This is a genomic window from Klebsiella sp. BIGb0138, from assembly GCF_004342285.1.
In the GTDB taxonomy this organism is placed as follows: Bacteria; Pseudomonadota; Gammaproteobacteria; order Enterobacterales; family Enterobacteriaceae; genus Klebsiella.
On record NZ_SMCV01000001.1, the window covers coordinates 737,022 to 752,760 of the forward strand.

The 15,739-nt window shown below is 56.4% G+C and carries 14 protein-coding genes; 3 read left to right on the forward strand and 11 right to left on the reverse strand.

Features of this window, described 5'->3' with window-relative positions; genetic code table 11:
• Positions 1–28: 28 nt before the first annotated feature.
• From accD to pdxB, 5 genes are all read right to left on the reverse strand, one after another.
• Positions 29–937 carry an acetyl-CoA carboxylase, carboxyltransferase subunit beta gene (accD, locus tag EDF73_RS03430; RefSeq protein WP_132725762.1) on the reverse strand — a complete coding sequence of 303 codons (909 nt, stop codon included), beginning with the start codon at positions 935–937 and terminating at the stop codon, positions 29–31.
• Positions 938–1,137: 200 nt separating this feature from the next.
• Positions 1,138–1,797 carry a DedA family protein gene (locus EDF73_RS03435; RefSeq protein ID WP_132725765.1) on the reverse strand — a complete coding sequence of 220 codons (660 nt, stop codon included), beginning with the start codon at positions 1,795–1,797 and terminating at the stop codon, positions 1,138–1,140.
• A 135-nt stretch (positions 1,798–1,932) separates the two neighbouring features.
• Positions 1,933–2,745 (reverse strand): tRNA pseudouridine(38-40) synthase TruA, encoded by an 813-nt coding sequence (truA, locus tag EDF73_RS03440; RefSeq protein WP_132725768.1) that lies wholly within the window; start codon positions 2,743–2,745, stop codon positions 1,933–1,935.
• Positions 2,745–3,758 carry an aspartate-semialdehyde dehydrogenase gene (locus EDF73_RS03445; RefSeq protein WP_132725771.1) on the reverse strand — a complete coding sequence of 338 codons (1,014 nt, stop codon included), beginning with the start codon at positions 3,756–3,758 and terminating at the stop codon, positions 2,745–2,747. Before EDF73_RS03445 ends, truA begins: the two co-directional genes overlap by 1 nt.
• A gap of 61 nt (positions 3,759–3,819) precedes the next feature.
• Complete coding sequence (gene pdxB, locus EDF73_RS03450) at positions 3,820–4,956, reverse strand: 4-phosphoerythronate dehydrogenase PdxB (protein WP_165905629.1); 1,137 nt, start codon at positions 4,954–4,956, stop codon at positions 3,820–3,822.
• Between the two features lie 108 nt (positions 4,957–5,064).
• Here pdxB and flk point away from each other — a divergent pair, with 108 nt between their 5' ends.
• On the forward strand, positions 5,065–6,039 hold the full coding sequence (gene flk, locus EDF73_RS03455; RefSeq protein ID WP_132725774.1) for a flagella biosynthesis regulator Flk: 975 nt from the start codon (positions 5,065–5,067) through the stop codon (positions 6,037–6,039).
• A 58-nt stretch (positions 6,040–6,097) separates the two neighbouring features.
• On the opposite strand, the gene EDF73_RS03460 is transcribed toward flk, so the two are convergent.
• The 3 genes from EDF73_RS03460 to EDF73_RS03470 all read right to left on the reverse strand — a co-directional run bounded on the left by EDF73_RS03460 (position 6,098) and on the right by EDF73_RS03470 (position 9,656).
• Positions 6,098–7,771, reverse strand: coding sequence for a carbohydrate porin (locus tag EDF73_RS03460; protein ID WP_132725777.1), 1,674 nt, complete (start codon positions 7,769–7,771; stop codon positions 6,098–6,100).
• Positions 7,772–7,908: 137 nt separating this feature from the next.
• On the reverse strand, positions 7,909–9,231 hold the full coding sequence (locus EDF73_RS03465) for a PTS sugar transporter subunit IIC (RefSeq protein ID WP_132725780.1): 1,323 nt from the start codon (positions 9,229–9,231) through the stop codon (positions 7,909–7,911).
• A 110-nt stretch (positions 9,232–9,341) separates the two neighbouring features.
• Positions 9,342–9,656, reverse strand: coding sequence for a PTS sugar transporter subunit IIB (locus EDF73_RS03470; protein ID WP_132725783.1), 315 nt, complete (start codon positions 9,654–9,656; stop codon positions 9,342–9,344).
• A 197-nt stretch (positions 9,657–9,853) separates the two neighbouring features.
• On the opposite strand from EDF73_RS03470, the gene EDF73_RS03475 reads away from it, so the two are divergent.
• Positions 9,854–10,588, forward strand: coding sequence for a GntR family transcriptional regulator (locus EDF73_RS03475; protein ID WP_132725786.1), 735 nt, complete (start codon positions 9,854–9,856; stop codon positions 10,586–10,588).
• Between the two features lie 2 nt (positions 10,589–10,590).
• Here the strand turns inward: EDF73_RS03475 and EDF73_RS03480 are convergent, their stop codons facing one another.
• Positions 10,591–11,766 (reverse strand): MFS transporter, encoded by a 1,176-nt coding sequence (locus EDF73_RS03480; protein WP_132725789.1) that lies wholly within the window; start codon positions 11,764–11,766, stop codon positions 10,591–10,593.
• A gap of 217 nt (positions 11,767–11,983) precedes the next feature.
• Positions 11,984–13,201, reverse strand: coding sequence for a beta-ketoacyl-ACP synthase I (gene fabB, locus EDF73_RS03485; protein WP_132725792.1), 1,218 nt, complete (start codon positions 13,199–13,201; stop codon positions 11,984–11,986).
• A 158-nt stretch (positions 13,202–13,359) separates the two neighbouring features.
• Between fabB and mnmC the strand changes: the two genes are divergently transcribed.
• Complete coding sequence (mnmC, locus tag EDF73_RS03490; RefSeq protein WP_132725794.1) at positions 13,360–15,348, forward strand: bifunctional tRNA (5-methylaminomethyl-2-thiouridine)(34)-methyltransferase MnmD/FAD-dependent 5-carboxymethylaminomethyl-2-thiouridine(34) oxidoreductase MnmC; 1,989 nt, start codon at positions 13,360–13,362, stop codon at positions 15,346–15,348.
• Positions 15,349–15,458: 110 nt separating this feature from the next.
• Here mnmC and EDF73_RS03495 read toward each other — a convergent pair whose 3' ends face one another.
• A complete protein-coding gene (locus tag EDF73_RS03495; protein WP_132725797.1) occupies positions 15,459–15,734 on the reverse strand; it encodes a YfcL family protein in 276 nt (91 codons plus the stop codon).
• Positions 15,735–15,739: the final 5 nt, after the last annotated feature.

Sequence of the window (15,739 nt, forward strand, 5' to 3'; positions counted from 1 at the left end):
AGCGCCGTCAGGCCTGCCCTCTGAATTATCAGGCCTCTGGTTCCTGATCCGGTGCCGCTGGCACCACCTCGCCTTCGTGAGAAGCCTCCGGCGCCGGGAGATTCATGAGCTTCGCCAGGATGCTGGCCAGCTTCAGACGCATTTCCGGGCGGCGCACGATCATATCGATCGCCCCTTTCTCAATCAGGAACTCGCTGCGCTGGAACCCCGGCGGCAGTTTTTCACGTACGGTTTGCTCGATAACGCGAGGACCGGCAAAGCCGATCAGCGCTTTCGGTTCAGCGATGTTCAGATCGCCCAGCATCGCAAAGCTCGCCGATACGCCGCCCATGGTCGGGTCGGTCAGTACGGAGATATACGGGAGGCCGCGCTCCTGCATTTTCGCCAGCGCAGCGGACGTTTTCGCCATCTGCATCAGCGACATCAGCGCTTCCTGCATGCGCGCGCCGCCGGAGGCGGAGAAGCAAATCAGCGGGCAGTTGTCTTCCAGCGCCTGCTCAACCGCACGCACGAAACGAGCGCCAACGACTGAACCCATCGATCCGCCCATAAAGGAGAACTCGAAGGCCGCAGCGACAACCGGCATCTCATACAGGGTGCCTTTCATGACCACCAGCGCATCTTTTTCGCCGGTCTCTTTTTGCGCGGACGCCAGACGGTCTTTGTATTTTTTTGAATCGCGGAACTTCAGCACATCTTTTGGCTCGAGCTCGCTTCCCAGCTCCACCAGGGAACCTTCGTCCAACAGGCTATGCAGGCGATTACGCGCCGACATACGCATGTGGTGATCGCACTTAGGGCAAACCTCCAGGTTGCGCTCCAGCTCTGCGCGGTACAAAACCTGCCCGCAGCTGTCGCACTTGGTCCATACACCCTCGGGAATGCTTGCCTTGCGGGTGGGGGTTATATTGCTTTTAATTCGTTCAATCCAGCTCATTGATAACCTTTCTGCCTGAACCTGGTCGATGCCAGTTTTGTCGTAAGGGGCGCATAATGCCATTTTTGACCCTTACAGACCATGAATGTTGCACATTAAATCATAACATCCCGTAACATGGGATAAAAAAGTGGTCGTACCGCTCCCCCTCGTTTCTGCGGGCGGCGGTGATACGCCCGCGGAAAAGAGGGGAATGAGGATTATTTTGGCTGCTTCGCCGCCGCGCGCTTGTGGCGAATAATTTCAATCACCCCAGGCAGCACCGACAGAACAATAATCGCCACAATCAGCAGCTTCAGGTTTTCCTGAACGATCGGCAGGTCGCCAAACAGGTAGCCTGCGTAGGTAAACAGCAGGACCCACAGCAGCGCGCCAACCACGTTATACGCCGCAAAATGACGATAGGACATATGGCCCATTCCCGCCACAAACGGCGCGAAGGTTCTGACGATCGGCACAAAGCGCGCAAGAATAATCGTTTTGCCGCCGTGACGCTCGTAAAACGAGTGGGTTTTATCCAGATAGCTCCGGCGGAAGATCTTCGAGTTGGGATTGCTGAACAGCTTTTCGCCAAACAGCCGCCCGATGGTGTAATTGAGCGCATCGCCGAGGATCGCCGCAATCACCATCAGGAGCACCATCAGATGGACGTTCAGGTCATTGGTCGGCAGCGCCGACAGCGCGCCGGCCACGAACAGCAGCGAATCTCCCGGCAGGAACGGCGTCACCACCAGCCCCGTTTCGCAAAACAGAATCAAAAACAGAATGGCGTAAACCCAAATCCCGTAGTCGGCAACCAGCTCGGCCAGGTGAACATCAATATGCAGGATGAAATCAATTACAAAGCGAATCAGGTCCATATTGTATGAGTCCTTAATGACACGACACAAAATCAGTCAGCAGCCATCGCCGCGCAAGCCGGTAGTTCCGGCCGTATAAACCGGGGCACACCGTGCGGCCAACAACGAGACGGCCTGAAAGATAAAGTCTATACGTTAGTCCGCCAGAAACAGCGGGCCCATCGGCATCACCGGCAGATCGTAATGGGCCGGATAATCCACCGACACCAGGTACAACCCTTCTGCTTTTGCCGTTGCGGCGGCCAGCTTCCTGTCTTTAGCCGCCAGAAGTTCTGCAATCCAGCTCTCTGGCTGGTTACCGGCCCCTACTTCCATCAGGCTGCCGACAATGTTCCTTACCATATGATGTACAAAGGCATTGGCTTTGATATCCACCACCACATATGCGCCATAACGCGTCACGCGAATATGACTAATATTGCGCCACGGCGTGCGCGACTGGCACTGCACCGCCCGAAACGAGGTGAAATCATTTTCCCCCACCAGACACTGGGCAGCGCGCTGCATCCGCCCGGCATCCAGAGGCTGATGGTAATGGGTGACGCCCTGGCTTAACACCGCCGGACGCAGGCGGTGATTATAGATGACGTAGCGGTAACGGCGCGCCGTCGCGCTGAAGCGGGCGTGGAAGTCATCCGGCACATGTTTCACCCAACGTACGGCGATGTCTCCAGGTAAATTCGCATTTACACCCAGCGTCCAGGCCGCGTCTTTGCGCAGCGCGTGGGTCGCAAAATGCACCACCTGGCCGGTGCCATGTACACCGGCGTCGGTGCGGCCGGCGCAGAACACGGTAATCGGTTCATTCGCCACCTGCGAGAGCGCCTTTTCCAGCTTCTCCTGCACGCTGCGGACTTCGTTCTGCCGCTGCCAGCCGTAATACTTGCTGCCGTCGTACTCGATGCCCAGCGCGATTTTATAGACCGGCTGTTGCTCCATCTCAGACATCAGTACAGATACTCCTGCACCAGTTTCTCGGCGATTTTCACCGCCATCAGCGCGCCGCCGAAACGGACGTTATCGGCAACGGACCAGAACTGAATCTGTTCCGGCATACCGTAATCGTTACGCACGCAGCCCACGGAGAGCCGCGCAGAACCAGAAGCGTCGCCGACCTGGGTCGGGAATTCGCGCTCGGCGGAGAGGTCGATATCTTCGCCGCGGGCAAAGGCATCACGCGCCTCTTCCGCCGCCAGCGGGCGCAGCGCTTCGAAATTCACCATCTGCGCATGGCCGTAGAACACCGGCGACTGCACGACGCTGGCCGAAATCATCAGCCCGTCATCCTGGAGGATTTTGCGGACTTCGTCGACGATACGTCGCTCTTCGCGCACGCTGCCTTCACGATCCGGCAGCAGCGGCAGCATGTTGAACGCCAGTTGACGACCGAAGAAATCGTCGTCATCGATCGGTATACCGTTAAGCAGCTTCGCACTCTGCCCGGCCAGCGCGTCAACGGCCTTTTTACCGTGCGCCGAGGCGGAGATCAGACTGGTCACGCCAATCCGCGATAAACCACCGTCATCAATCAGCGGTTTCAGCGCCGTCAGCAGCTGGCTGGTCAGACTGTCGGGTACCGCGATCAGGTTGCGATTACGATAATCGGCCAGCACAAACGGGTTCACTTCCGGCACGACCAGCGGAACGTCCGGCTCCAGCGCAAACAGGCCGCTGAGATCGATAACCAGACAGCCGGCATTGGTCGCTTCATCAACATAGGCCGCGCTCGCTTCGACGCCCGCGGCAAAAAAAGCCAGCTGTACCTGGGTCCAGTCAAACGCGGCAGCATCCTGCACAATGACCGACTTACCGTTAAAACGCAGGTGTTCACCCGCACTTTCGTTGCGCGCCAGCGCATAAATATCGCCCACCGGGAACTGACGTTCAGCAAGGGTTTCGAGCAGGGCTTCGCCTACGGCGCCCGTTGCGCCCAGTACGGCAATGTTCCAGCCTTCAGACATGGTGGTTTACTCCAGAAAAAGCGACCCTGCCGGAGTATCCAACAGGGCCATTAAGAAGATATTAACGAATGGGGTGATGTACGGCATTAAAGCCGAGCTGCCGCAACAGCGTCGCCGCCTGCGCGTCGCTGCACTGCACGTACAGGGATGACCATTCACGGCGTTCCTGATAATTTTTGCGCAGCTTGTCAAATTCACCCGCCACGCCGGCAACTTTTCGCAGCGGCGCATCATCGCGGCGCACATCATACACCAAATGCACCAGCCTTTTCAGCGTTGGCTGATCGAGCGCGCCATGCAAGGTAATGCGGCCAAATTCCGGCGCCGGCAGCAGGGTATCCAGAGCCACCTGCTGCGGATGGCCAATGAAGGCGCTGTAAGCTTCAAAGACCTGCGTGGTCCCGCGCGCTTTCCCCTCCAGGGTGTAGCCGGCAATGTGCGCGGTCCCGATATCCACCCTGTCCAGCAGCGCAAGGTTCAGATCCGGCTCGGGTTCCCAGACATCCAGCACCACGCTGAGCGGCTGGCCTGCCTGCAGACACTGCAGCAGGGCGCGGTTATCAACCACCGGGCCACGGCAGGCGTTGATCAGTATTGTTCCCGGCTTCAGGCGGCGAATTAACGACTCATCCGCCAGGTGCAGGGTTTGATATGGTCCGTCTTTATACAACGGCGTATGGAATGTCAGAATATCCGCGTCCTGCACCAGCTCATCGAGGGTACGGAAGTCGCCTTCCTCCCCGCGATCGGCGCGCGGCGGATCGCAAAGCAGGGTTTTGATCCCCAGCGCTTGCAGACGCTTTTGCAGGCGGCCGCCAACGTTGCCGACGCCGACAATCCCGACGGTACGATCGGCCAGCGCAAACCCATCGCGCTCGGCCAGCATCAGCAGCGCCGAGAACACATATTCTACCACCGCAATGGCGTTGCAACCCGGCGCGGCAGAAAACCCGATCCCGGCCTGCTGCAGCCAGGCCTGATCGACATGATCGGTGCCGGCGGTCGCGGTACCGACGAATTTAATCGCCTTGCCGGAGAGCAGCGCTTCATTGACTTTAGTAACGGAGCGGACCATCAACGCATCGGCGTCGGTCAGCGCGTCAACCGGGACCGGACGGCCGGGGACCGCCTCCACCTCACCCAGACGGCTAAAAAGCTCGCGGGCATAGGGCATATTTTCATCAACGAGGATTTTCACGGTTCAGTACCTGTCTGAGAACGAGAGTAAACCGGGGAAGTGTGCCATAATCTCGCCGCCAGGAACATCATCCCCGGGCCTCAGTACAGCAATACGGAAAGGATTAATATGACGCAACCCGTTTCAGGTATGTCCGATCGTCCCCCGGGGACTGGTTCCTCCGTCTCCGGAGAACCTGGGCTGACCATGCAACAACGTACCGTTCTCGAGCGACTGATTACGCGCCTGGTGGCGTTAACATCCCAGCAGAGCGCGGAAGTGTGGGCGGGAATCAAGCACGATCTGGGACTCAAAGGCGACGCGCCGCTGCTGGCATGCCATTTCAGCGCCGCAGAAAGCAACCTGAATCAACGCTTAACCGCGGCGCAGCAGAATCATCATCATCGCCAGACCCTGGCGCAACTCAGCGAGCTGCTGAATCAAGGCAACAATCGCCAGGGGGTGAGCGATTATATTCGCCAGCACTACGGGCAAACCACGCTGCACGCGTTAAGCCAGCAGCAGCTGCAAACGGTGCTTCAGCTGCTGCAAAGCGGCCAGCTGTCGATCCCGCAGCCGCAGCAGCGCCAGCCGACCCTGCGCCCGCTGTTGCCCGCGGAACACAATACGCTGAATCAGCAGGTGAGCAGGCTTGCCGCGGCGACCGGGGAACCCGGCAAACTGATCTGGCAGTCCATGCTGGAGTTAAGCGGCGTGAAAACCGGAGAGCTGATTCCGGCCACCCATTTTACCCCCCTCTCCTACTGGCTGCATGCGCGGCAAACCCTGAGCGCGCAGGCCGCTCCGACGCTCACCTCGCTACAGGCGGCGCTGAAACAGCCGCTGGAGGTGCAGGAGTGGCAGAAGATCGCCGATTTTGCCCAGCACAACTGGCACGTCACGCCGCAAACGACGCTGAGCGCGACGCAGGTGCTGACGCTGCTGAATAAAGTGTTTGTCCTGCGCGTTGCCCGGGCGCAGGAGACGCTGGCCATTCCGGCGCTGCAGCCTGAGCCCTCCCCTCTGCCCGCGCGGTTCAACAAGCCGTGGGTCATTCTGCTGGCGGCGATCGTGCTGCTCGGCCTGCTGTGGCTGGCGATGTGACTCCCTGACGTCCTGCCAAAACGCCCGCTATGCGGGCGTAAGTTTGCCAATCAGCCAGTTACCACCAGACCTCAGCCTGTACACCCAGCATAAATTCATCCTTGCTATCGTCGTTAAAGCGGTACTGCGACAGTTCGTTATCGAGGATATTGATATAAGTGGCGTAGAAACGAATTTCCGGACGGGAACCCAACAGACTCGGCCCGACCTTTAAGGCATGATAAAGCGTCGTTTTATACGCCGACTCTTGCAAATCCTCACCCTGCGCGGTTTTATTTTTCTGCGCAAACCAGCCTAACTCGACCCCGGTCTGGTTCCAGGTATCCCAAATCCATGCCGGACGAATCACCGCGCGGAAGCTGTCAAAATCGCTATGCGCCCCGCTTTCGTAGCTATAAATATCATCGCCGTGTGACCAGACCAGCGCGTTGGCCATAATAATGCGATCGGCCAGATACATTTCACCCTGTGAAATCAGACGTAAGGCTACACCGTCGCTATGATCGCCATAATAATACCGCCCGTGCGCCATCGAGTTGCTGGCACCGGAGAAGTTCGAGAAACTGCTGGCATAAGAGTTATTCGCCACCTGTAACGTAAACTCATTAAATCCCTGACGCTCCAGTTCCTGACGAACGATCCCGGTCGCCATCCACGTATCCTTGAGCCTGAAGTAGCGGTTGTTATCCTCGTTTTTCTCCTGTTGATCGCTCTTGTTGGCAAAGGCGTATTTCCCCATCACAGAGAACGTTCCCTTCTCCCACAGCGGGATATTGCGATAGCGCAGATCGACAGAGTTGGTATTCATCTGCGTGGTCTGCGAAAAATCGCGCGAATAGACCTCCACATCGTTGCGGCTGAGCGAGGCGTCAAGCAGCCCGACGCCGAGCGCCCAGTTTTGCATCCCGACGCCTGCGGCAACGTCGGTGGTCAACGATTTCCAGTCAAGCATCTGAATTTCATATTCCGGGAGCTTATGTTTACCGACCCAGAAATCGGCCTCCGGCGCAAAAGGCAGGAACCCTTTGGTGGTGAGATAGATATCGCTGAACTGGAGGATATTCTCGTTGTTGGTATCGCCGAACCAGGCATCGTTGTACTGCTCACCCACGTTACCGTCGTAGGTCACGACGGCATTGGCGGTTTTCCCCTCCTGGTTATACACCCGCTGATTCAAGGTCAGATCAAACCAGCCGCTCATTTCATTGCCAAAACGGCCCAATGAACCCGCGGCATAGGTCTGCGAAGAGCCGTGGTTGGCGGTTCCCCAGCCGGAGCGTAAGTATCCCTGATAGCTGAAGCCAATATCGTCTTTAACGAATTCGCTAAGATCCTTCATGGTAATACTCTCGACTTTCGCCTTCTTCCCGTCAGTATTAATCACCGCCACCTGCTGGGTCGCTTTCACTTCCGCTGGCGGCGATTTTTGTCCGGACTCATTATTTTCATTGGCAATATTTTCAGCGACCGGCGAGGTCGCGGTAGGGTAACCGGCGGTAACCGTTCTGTGCTCATTTTCTTGAATACTTTTTTGCAACAGCGCCACTTTATCTTTATAGGTCGATAGCTGTGATTGCGTTGTCTGTAATTCTTTTTTGTTGGCTGATAATTCCGCTTCGAGTAATTCAAGACGCTGTTCAATCGTTAATTTCGCCGCCACAACCGGGGGTGACGAAAGCGCCAGAAGTACGGATAAAGACAATAAGCTAACCTTCAATTGACTTGCATACATAGAGTACCTGCATATTTTTATAATTCGCCCGATTCCGCATCAAGAGCAATCAATAGCGTTTGGATCTTATGCGTCTTACGACAGGCCAGTTCCGGGCTGGACATCAGCAAACATCGTGACGTCCCCCCGGTATGACCTTATTCAGCTACCGCCGCGGTGTTGACCTTATTCGCCGCAATCACGAACGGTAAATAGACCAGGGTTGAGACAGCCAGACACAAAATGCCGACAAACAGCGCTAACCAGTTACCGCCGGTACCGAAGAAGGCAATCAGCGGACCTGGCGTGGTCCAGGGGACGGCATAAGCGATAGGTGGAATAAACTCCATGCTGATAAAGAAATAGCCAATCAACGAGTTAATAAAAGGTACGAAGATAAAGGGAATCACCAGAATCGGGTTAAGCACGACGGGCAAACCAAACATCACCGGTTCGTTGATGTTGAATAACCCCGGAACGAAGGCCATTTTCGCCAGGTCGCGATAATCTTTACGCCGCGAGGCGATAAAGATAGCCAGCAGTAAACCGAGGGTCATTCCGGAGCCGCCGCAGTTGGCGAACGCATCGTTGATGCCGGTCCAGGTAATGGGGTACGGAGCGCCCCATGTGGTGCCGTGCGATGCCGCATAGGAGAGATTTTCCAGATTCGCTTCCGAGAAAATCGTTTCACGAATCGCCGCCACCGTGTTTGGCCCATGAATCCCCAGCACCCACAGGAAGTTGGCGACCAGCCCCAGCACCAGCACGGTAACGATATTAGTCCCCATATCCTTAAGCGGCGCCTGGATCAGGGTATAGATCAGATCGTTAAGACCGTTAGGGGAAATCCGCGTCAGCAGATAATTAAGGATGGAAAACAAAATCATCACGAAGAAGATCGGTAATAACACCTTAAACGAACGCGCTACCGCAGGCGGTACTGCGGCCGGCATGTTAATCGTCACCTTCGGGTTACGCGCCAGGCGGCAAAACACCTCGCTGGAAATAAGCGCAACGATAATCGCCACAAACAATCCCTGCGGCCCGAGATATTTCGTCGTCAGATACGCCTGACCGTCAATGATCGTGTAAGGCGTATAGACCACAAAAAAGGCGCCAATCGCCGTCAGTCCGCACAGCAGATCGTCCTGCTGATAGCTAATCGCGATATTGCGCGCTACGAGAAAGGCGATCAGTATTGCCATGATATTGACCGAACCATTCATTACCGGGGTAAATATTTGCTGCGCCTCGGCAAGATTCGGGAACAGCGAACCAAGATGTAAGATGCTGGCAATAAAGCCATCCGGAGATAAAATGGCAAAGTTAATCAGAATAATCAGCGAACTGGCCATGACGATCGGGAAAGATAAAATAAATGCATCCCGAATAGCGGAAACATGAATCTGAGAATTTAATTTTATAGCCACGGGGACAAGAATTTTTTCCATGCCACGTTCAAAGGCATCCATGAAACTCATGATGAACCCTTCTGTTAATCATTAATATTTGATAAGGCCCCATAGATGGAGCACAGGCCCCCGGCGACAAGGGATTTATCCCCTGTAAACTAACCGGAATCATTTGAACATTATTTATTTGCCAGCAGTGCCAGCGCACTGTCTAACACGGCCTGGCCAGCCATTTGCCCATAATATTTCATATCAATCACGGCCACAGGTATTCGTCGCTGCGCCACTTCTTCTATTTCATTTTTCTGAAAACGAACCTGCGGCCCTAACAGAACAACATCCGCCAGGTTGTTTTTGATTTTTTCTTTGGCTTCTGAAATAGCCAGCGCATTGATATTTACCGCAAGATCCATCGCTGCGGCATGCTCTTGCATCCGCTTAACCAACATACTGGTCGACATCCCGGCGGCACACACTAACAATATATTTTTCATTTTCCTTACTCTTTTCTGTTCATAAGCCTCAATTGACGGGCACTGTAATAATTGTTAATTTTCTTATCCGCATTGGCGATCACAGTTAGCAAGAGTAAAGTGGTGCAAAAGCCAGCAAAAAAATGAACGTGTAAGCGTTATCCTCTTCACTCTCAACAGCAACCCCATGTTTTCAAATGGATTATTGAGGTTCAAAAGTGGTTTATAAAAATGTCATTCATTTACTGAAAAACAAAATCAATAGTCCGTTGTATAGCATTGGCGATCTTCTGCCATCAGAAAAAGAATTAGCAGAGCTTTATAATGTTTCACGCAATACGCTACGCAAAGCGCTAAAGACCTTAGAGGAGGATGGATTAATTGAGCGCCGGCATGGTTCGGGAACCTGGATCAGGAATAAACATTTTCAGGCATCGGTCACCCATTTAGACAGTTTTACCGAAATTGCCCGCAACGAAGGTAAAACCCCCTCCAGCCAGATTCTTAAATTTGAGTTGCAGGCGGCGTCAGAGGAAATAGCTAAGGGGTTGTCGTTACAGCACGGTGAGCCCGTTTATTATGCTAAAAGGCTACGCTTTATCGATAATATCGCAATGCAGCTGGAAGAGACCTGGCTTTCGGCCACGCGCTTTCCTGATCTGACGATCGCCCATATGAAAAAGTCGAAATTTTCATATATTGAAAATGAATGTGGTATCCGCATAGATGGCTGTTACGAATCTATCGTGCCGATATTGCCCTCTCCGGAACTGGCGGCGCTTTTGCATATCAGCACCAAAGACCCGATCATCAGGATGCAAACCCAGGCGATAGACGAGCAGCACCAGCCGATTGACTACTCCATCCTCTATACCAACATGTTTGAATTTCAGGTGAAGTACTACCTTCCGCGCAAAGCGCCCGGCCTCCACGCGCTGAAGACCGGGCAATAAGACTATTTACGCAACGAGAGCAGCGTCATCAGAATACCCAGCACGGCGCAGATCGCCCCCGCCATAAAGACGGAAGCATAGCCAAAAGAGGTGGCGAGCAGTCCGGCGAGCGGGCCGGTCACGCCGTAGGAGATATCCTGAAACGCCGCATAGCCGCCAAGGGCAGTACCTCGTACCTGTGCCGGTACGCGCTTCACGACTTCGACGCCCAATGACGGGAAGATAAGCGAACAGCCGCAGCCGGTCAGCGCCGCCCCCGCCAGGGCAACCCAGGCGCCCGGCGCCAGCCCTAACAGCGTCAGCCCGACGGCCTCAATCAGCAGCGACACTATCGCGACCTTGATACCGCCAAAACGGTCCGGCATCCAGCCAAACAGGATCCGCATCAGGACAAATGCGCCGCCAAAGGCGGTCAGGGTGAAGCCAGCCATCGCCCAGCCGCGGCTGGCAAAATAGAGCGACACAAAGGTGCCGATCGCCGCAAAGCCAACCCCCTGCAGGCCAAGGCCAATCCCCGGACGCCAGATCATGCCGACCACGCTCCATAGCGATGGCCGCTCGCCGCCGTGAGGCGGAATCTTCCTGACCGTGCCGTTGATAGCGAATGCCAGCAGCGGTAGCGCCATGGTGACGCAGGCCAGGGCGGCAGCCCCAAATTGCGCGTAGATCAGTAGCCCCAGCGGTGCGCCAACGGCCAGCGAACCGTACATCGCCATGCCGTTCCACGACATCACTTTCCCCGATCGCGCGGGACCGACCAGCCCCATTCCCCAGCTCAGGTTACCGGTCAGCAGCTGGCTTTCCCCAAAACCAAGGATCAGACGCCCCAGTATCAGCAGCGCAAATTTCGCCAGCGGCGAAACCGGCAGCAGAGCCGCCAGCAGCCATGCCGTCCCGGCCAGGGCGCAGGCCAGCATGCCCTGCAGTACCGAGCGTTTGGCGCCATGCTGGTCAGCCAGGCGGCCGGCGTAACCGCGCGTCAGAACCGTCGCCAGGAACTGAATGCCCACGGCGATACCGACCATGGTGTTGCCAAAGCCCAACTCCTGGTGCACAAAAAGCGGGATCACCGGCAGCGGAAGGCCCACGGTCATATAGGTCAGAAAGACGGAGAAGGTAATACGAAATAGCGAAATATTCGCTGAAGAGGAAGATATTGTTTCAGTCGCTGCGGACATGCTTTACTCCAGTTCGCAGAGTAAGGCGAGGACGATAGCCACGCCCCCCTCCACCTGATTATCAGGGTTAAGGCGCGTTGGATAACGTTAAACGCTTACGCATTACCGGGGAGATAATGTTTCGCCAGCAGTTTGCCTGCTGATGTCAGGATCTGTCAAGAAGACAAAAAAGGGAGCCGATGGGCTCCCTTTTAAACCTGACTGAATCGCCTGCCGCTTATGCGTCGTGTTTACGCATCACCAGCGTGGCGTTGGTGCCGCCGAAGCCGAAGCTGTTGGACATCACGGTGGTCAGCGCCCGCTCGGTCGGTTTAGTGACAATGTTCAGACCTGCAGCCTGCTCATCCATCTCATCGATGTTGATACTTGGGGCGATAAAGCCGTGTTCCAGCATCAGCAGCGAGTAGATAGCTTCCTGTACGCCTGCGGCGCCCAGAGAGTGGCCGGTCATCGCTTTGGTGGCGGAGATAGCCGGGCTGTTGTCACCGAAAACTTCACGAATCGCGCCCAGTTCTTTCACGTCGCCAACCGGCGTTGACGTCCCGTGGGAGTTCAGGTAATCGATCGGGGTATCCAGGCCGTGCATCGCCATCTGCATGCAGCGCACCGCGCCTTCACCTGACGGGGCAACCATATCCGCGCCATCGGAAGTCGCGCCGTAACCGACAACTTCGGCATAGATGTGCGCGCCGCGCGCCAGAGCGTGTTCCAGCTCTTCAACAACCACCATACCGCCGCCGCCTGCGATCACGAAACCGTCACGGTTCGCATCATAGGTACGGGACGCTTTTTCCGGCGCCTCGTTGTATTTGGTGGACAGTGCGCCCATCGCGTCGAATTCACAGGCCATTTCCCAGCACAGCTCTTCGCCGCCGCCGGCAAAAACGATATCCTGTTTACCCAGCTGAATCTGCTCAACGGCGTTGCCGATGCAGTGCGCAGAGGTCGCGCAAGCGGAGCTGATAGAGTAGTTAACGCCGTGGATTTTAAACGGGGTGGCGAGGCAGGCGGAAACGGCAGAGGCCATTGCTTTGGTCACCACATACGGGCCAACGGCCTTCAGACCGCGCGGGCTGCGCATCGCGTCGGCGCCAAACACCTGATATTTTGAAGAACCGCCAGAACCGGCAATCAGACCTACACGCGGGTTATTCTGATAAACTTCCTCTTTCAATCCAGCGTCCGCAACGGCCTGCTGCATTGAGAGATAAGCGTAGATGGAGGCATCATTCATAAAGCGCACCACTTTACGGTCAATCAGACCGGTGGTATCCAGCTTAACGTTACCCCATACGTGGCTGCGCATACCTGAATCTTGAAATTCCTGAGAGAAAGTGATCCCTGAACGTCCTTCACGCAGAGATGCCAGGACTTCCTGCTGGTTGTTACCGATGCTGGAAACGATGCCCAAGCCAGTAATCACTGCACGTTTCATTCAATACCTCTGTAAGTCGCACTATTTTAAGTTTCGAGTCGCACAATAGCGTACACTTGTACGCCGAACAAGTCCGATCAGCCATTTTGTGTATAAATTTGCGCCCCCTGACACACATCGTTAAGATCGTTCTACGCCTTGAGATTCGAGTAACTTACGTGAAACAAAACGCCATACAACCTGCCAACCTGGAATTTAACGCTGAGGGTACACCTGTTTCCCGAGATTTCGATGATGTGTACTTTTCCAATGACAATGGTCTGGAAGAGACACGTTACGTTTTCCTCGGCGGCAACCGCCTTAACGAGCGCTTTCCCGCCCATCCACGCCCGCTGTTTGTGGTCGCCGAGAGTGGGTTTGGCACCGGCCTCAACTTTCTGACCCTCTGGCAGGCGTTTGCTGTTTTTCGCCGCGATAACCCCGAAGCTACCCTGCAAAGATTACATTTCATCAGTTTCGAAAAATTCCCGCTGAAGTCTGCCGACCTCCGGCAGGCTCACCGGCACTGGCCGGAGCTGGAACCGTGGGCTGAACAACTGCAGGCGCAGTGGCCGCAGCCATTAGCCGGGTGCCATCGCCTGCTGCTGGATGACGGGCGCGTCACGCTGGATTTGTGGTTCGGAGATATCAATGAGCTGACCCACGAGCTTGACGACTCAATGAATCAGCAGGTCGATGCCTGGTTTCTCGATGGTTTTGCGCCAGCGAAAAACCCGGACATGTGGACGCCGGAGCTATTCTCCGCCATGGCAAGGCTGGCAAGGCCTGGCGGAACGCTGGCCACCTTTACCTCCGCCGGTTTTGTGCGCCGCGGTCTGCAGGATGCCGGATTTACCATGCGCAAGTGCAAAGGGTTTGGCCGCAAACGCGAAATGCTCAGCGGCGAAATGAGCGAGACGCTGAATTTACCGGCCAGCACGCCGTGGTTTGCCCGCACCGGCAGCCCGCAGCGCGAGGTCGCGATCGTCGGCGGCGGCATTGCCAGCGCCCTGCTCGCCCTCGGACTGTTGCGTCGAGGCTGGCAGGTGACCTTATATTGCGCCGACAAGGCCCCGGCGGATGGGGCATCCGGGAACCGCCAGGGGGCGCTCTACCCCTTACTGAGCCAGCACGACCCGGCGCTGGCCCGCTTCTTCCCCGCCGCTTTTACCTTTGCCCGCCGTTTTTATGACGCCCTGCCGGTCATGTTCGACCATCAATGGTGCGGCGTCACGCAGCTCGCCTGGGACGAGAAGAGCGCAAAGAAAATAGAACAGATGCTGGCGAGCGCGCTACCGGCTGAGATCGCCGTGGCCGTCAGCGCAGAGACCGTTGCTCGCACCACCGGCGTGGAAACCGGCTGTGGCGGAATCGCCTATCCGTCCGGCGGCTGGCTCTCCCCCCAGCAGCTGACGGCGGAGCTTTTTGCCCTGGCGGCGACCCGAGGCTTACGCACGCATTATGCTTTTAAGGTCAGGACGCTGAGCGAAGACGGGGACGGCTGGCTGCTCAATCAGCAGCAACGGCATGAGGTGGTGGTGCTGGCGAACGGCCACCATCTGACCGGTTTCCCGCAGACGAAACGCCTGCCGGCATATCCGGTAGGTGGACAGGTGAGCCATATTCCGACCACGCCGGGGCTTTCCGCACTGCGCCAGGTCTTGTGTTACGACGGCTACCTGACGCCGCAGAATCCCCATAACCAGCAGCACTGTATTGGCGCCAGCTATCATCGCGGGCAGAGGGAAGCCGAATTCAGCGCCGAGGACCAGCAGCAGAACCGGCAGCGGCTGATCGACTGCTTCCCGCAGGCCCCGTGGGCGCGCGAGGTGGACGTCAGCGCTAACCAGGCGCGCAGCGGCGTACGTTGCGCTACCCGCGATCATCTACCGATGGTGGGGAATGTTCCGGACTATGAGGCGACCCTGACGCAGTACGCTAAGCTGGTCGCTCGGCAGGATCAGGCCCCCACGGCACCGGTTTATCGCAACCTGTATCTGCTGGGCGGCCTGGGTTCACGCGGGCTATGCTCTGCCCCGTTGACGGCGGAAATTCTGGCGGCGCAGATGAGCGGTGAACCGCTGCCGCTGAACAGGACAACCCTGGCGGCGCTGAATCCGAATCGTCTGTGGGTACGAAAACTACTGAAAGGCAAAGCGGTGAAATAGGCTTGACGCCGGTGATGCCCGCCGCTCGCCCGGGAGAACAGGGCGGCATGTGGGCGATCTCCGGCGTCACGCTGCCCGGGCGGGCAGACGTTTGCTGTGGTCAGAGATAACTACTGTTTTGCCCGCTGATACAACTTGTCCCACATTTCCTGCACCAGGATCTGGTCCGGCGGTGACAGTTCACCAGCGCCAATCGCTTTCTCCAGGCTACGCACAACCTGCTCGTTGATCGCTTTCGCGGAGTGGTCGTCCCTTCCCTCCAGCTCGGCTACCGCCAACGTCAGGTGGCCACGCAGATAGCCGCTGGCAAACAGTTCATCATCGCTGGCATGTTCTACCATTTCATCAATCAGCGCCAGAATGCGTGATTCAAACTCCGCGAGCATTGTCT